General features: G+C 71.4%; 1 protein-coding gene and 1 pseudogene. One reads left to right on the top strand and one right to left on the bottom strand.

Annotated features, from left to right (window positions below):
- Positions 1-57 precede the first annotated feature (57 nt).
- Positions 58-2,421 carry an MMPL family transporter gene (locus AAHZ94_RS32075; RefSeq protein ID WP_349997226.1) on the bottom strand — a complete coding sequence of 788 codons (2,364 nt, stop codon included), beginning with the start codon at positions 2,419-2,421 and terminating at the stop codon, positions 58-60.
- A 361-nt stretch (positions 2,422-2,782) separates the two neighbouring features.
- Between AAHZ94_RS32075 and AAHZ94_RS32070 the strand changes: the two are divergent.
- Positions 2,783-2,857 (top strand): annotated as a pseudogene (locus AAHZ94_RS32070) (DNA polymerase III); the annotation flags it as partial.

Below are 2,857 nucleotides of genomic sequence, written 5' to 3'. Positions count from 1 at the left end.
GACTCCTGCCCTGCGGTGGGGCGCCGGGGGGGCGCGCCCCCCCGGGCCGGGGCCGCGTCAGGGTGTGTGGGTGTCCCGCTGGTACGGCTGCTGGTGCTGGTGGGACTGCGGCTGATGCTGCTGGTGCGGCGGCTGGTAGGGCTGCGGTGCCTGCTGGTACTGCGCCTGTTGGTAGGGCTGCTGCTGGTACTGGGCCTGCTGGTAGGACGACTGCTGGTACGCGTACGGCTCGTGCTGCTGCGGCACCCCGTGCTGGTCGTCGTGGCGCGGCTTGCGGTCGGGCCTGATCGGCCACCAGGTGCTGCGGCCGAGGAGTGCGGCGAGCGCCGGCACCAGCACGATGGACAGGACGAACGCGGAGAGCATGATGCCCAGCGCGGTGGCGAAGCCGATCTGTTGGGTGGAGGGCACCACGTTGACGGCGAGGCTGCCGAAGGAGGCGGCGAGGACGACGCCGGCGGTGGCGATGGCGGGCGCGGTGTGCCGTACGGCGCGGGACACCGCGGCCCGGGCCGGCCCCGGCCGTTCCATCTCCTCCCGGATGCGGTCGCTGATCAGGATGTTGTAGTCGGTGCCCAGCGCGACCACGAACAGGAACAGCACCAGCGGCAGGATGAAGTTGACACCCGGCTTGTCCAGCAGGTGCTGGAAGAAGAGGGTGGAGGCGCCGAGCGTGGCGGCGAAGCCGAGACCCACCGCGAGCATCAGCATCGCCGGCGCCAGCAGGCTGCGCAGCAGCATCAGCAGGATCAGGGCGATGAGGACCGCGGCGACCGGGAAGACGATCTTCAGGTCGTGGTCGACGGCCGTGGCGACGTCGGCGAAGATCGCGGCGGTGCCGCCCACGTGGGCCGTCAGCCCGTCGGGGGTGTGCTGCGCGACGGCGTCGCGGACCGGCCCTTCGACCAGGTCACGGGCCTTTTTGCTCTGGGTGTCAGCGGTGAGGTAGAGGTCGAGGCGGGCGGCGTCGCGCTCCTCGTTGAGCTCGACCTTGCCGACCTGGCCGACGCCCTCGACCTTGGCGAGCGCGGCGGACAGCGGGCTAACCTCCTTGGCGGTCAGGTGCTTGCCGCGGTCGGTGGTGACGTAGACGGTGGTCGGGTCGGACACGCCGGCGGGCAGTGCGCGGGAGACCTCCTTGGCGGTCACGGCGGCCGGGGTGTCCTGGTTCCCGCTGCTGGTGTCGAAGTCCATCTTGATGCCGACCAGGCCGGCCGTCAGCGCGCCGAGCAGCGCCACCGAGGCCATCACCAGGGCGAGCGGGCGGCGGGCGACCAGGTCGCCGATGCGGCCGGCGAGCCCGGCGCGCGGCTCGTGCTTGAGCGCACGCGAGGGCCAGAACATCTTGCGCCCGGTGACCGCGAGCAGCGCCGGCATCAGGGTGAGGCTGGCCAGCAGCATGACCAGCACCGAGACGGCGATGGCCGGGCCGAGCACCCGGAACTGGCCGAAGCTGGCGATGCCCAGGGTGGCGAACGCGGCGACGATGGTCAGCGCGGCCGAGGTGATGGCGGTGCCGACGCGGGCGCTGACCTCGGTCGCGACGGCGCGCGCCGGCCGGTCGGGGTGGGCCCTGAGCTCTTCGCGGAAGCGGAACAGCAGGAACAGGAAGTAGTCGATGCCGATGCCGATCAGCACCACGCCGATCATGCTGGGCGTCGAGGTGTCCAGCTTGATGCCGGTGACCATCGCCGCGCCGACCACCGCGCCGGCCGCGGCGCCGCCGACGATGACGACGGCGAGCAGCGGGATGATGGCGGCGAGCACGCTGCGGAAGACCAGCACGTTGATGAGGACGATCAGCCCCATCATGACCATGCCGACGATCTTTTCGGTGTCCTTCTGGGCGTCGCCGGTGTCGACCAGGTCGGCGAGGCCGCCGGTGAATCCGGTGCGCAGCCCCTGCTTGGCGAAGTCCTCCTTGGTGTCGTCCCGGAAGGCCCGGTAGAGGTCCTGCATGCCCGGGTCGGTGGAGTTGCCGGTGAGCTGGACGGAGAGCAGTTCGAAGGCCCGGTCGGGCGCCACCAGGGCGGTGCTGACCTTGGGGGTCTGCGCGTAGTCCTCGGCGAGGAAGGGCGGCGCGTCCTCGGACGGCTCGGGCATCTCCACCCGGGTGCTGCCGAGCTTCTTCGCGAGGTCGCCGATGCGCCGCTCGTCGGGCCCGGTCAGCGGCTTGCCGTCGCTGCGGGCGACCAGGACGGTCACCGCGTTGGCGTCGGGCTTCACCCCGAACCGTTCCTCGGCGACCTTGAGGGCTGCGGCCGAGTCGTACTTCGCCGGCAGGAAGTCGCCGCTCTGCGACTGGGTGACGCGGTAGATCAACGCCTGGCTGACCAGGGTCAGGAAGATCCCGACCACCGCCCACAGGACGATGACCTTCCAGGGATTGCGGGTGGAGAACCCGGTCAAGGCTCGGATCACTGTGTCCTCCGGTAGCGGTGTCGTGCCGAGTTCTCCCGGCCACTCCAAGCTCACCAGCGCCCGGCGCCCGGATCGTCCGAGCACGGAACGAAAAGGTGCCTGGGAGCTGAGACCGGTGGCCGGCGCCGACCAGGACCCTGGTCCTAGGCCCGGGTCACCTCGCTGACCAGCGAGGGAAGCGGGTGGTCAGGGCAAAATGGAGGGGAGCTCCCTCAGCACGACGTACCGACAGCGGTCAGCGGGGATGTCGGAAAGGACCTAGCGACATGTCGAGATCGCGCCCCGCCCCACGCACCTTCGTGGTGCGCCCGGAGGCGGACGGTCGGCCCTGGTCCCGGGGGGGGGGGGGGGGGGGCGGGGGGCGAGTTGGGGCGAGTACGACCGCCGGCAGTTCGCCCGGCAGAGCCGGGCCGACGGGGTGTCCTACCCCTTCGGC

Source organism: Streptomyces sp. HSW2009, from assembly GCF_040240285.1.
Classification (GTDB): domain Bacteria; phylum Actinomycetota; class Actinomycetes; order Streptomycetales; family Streptomycetaceae; genus Streptomyces.
This window is presented reverse-complemented; position numbering and strand designations above follow the sequence as displayed.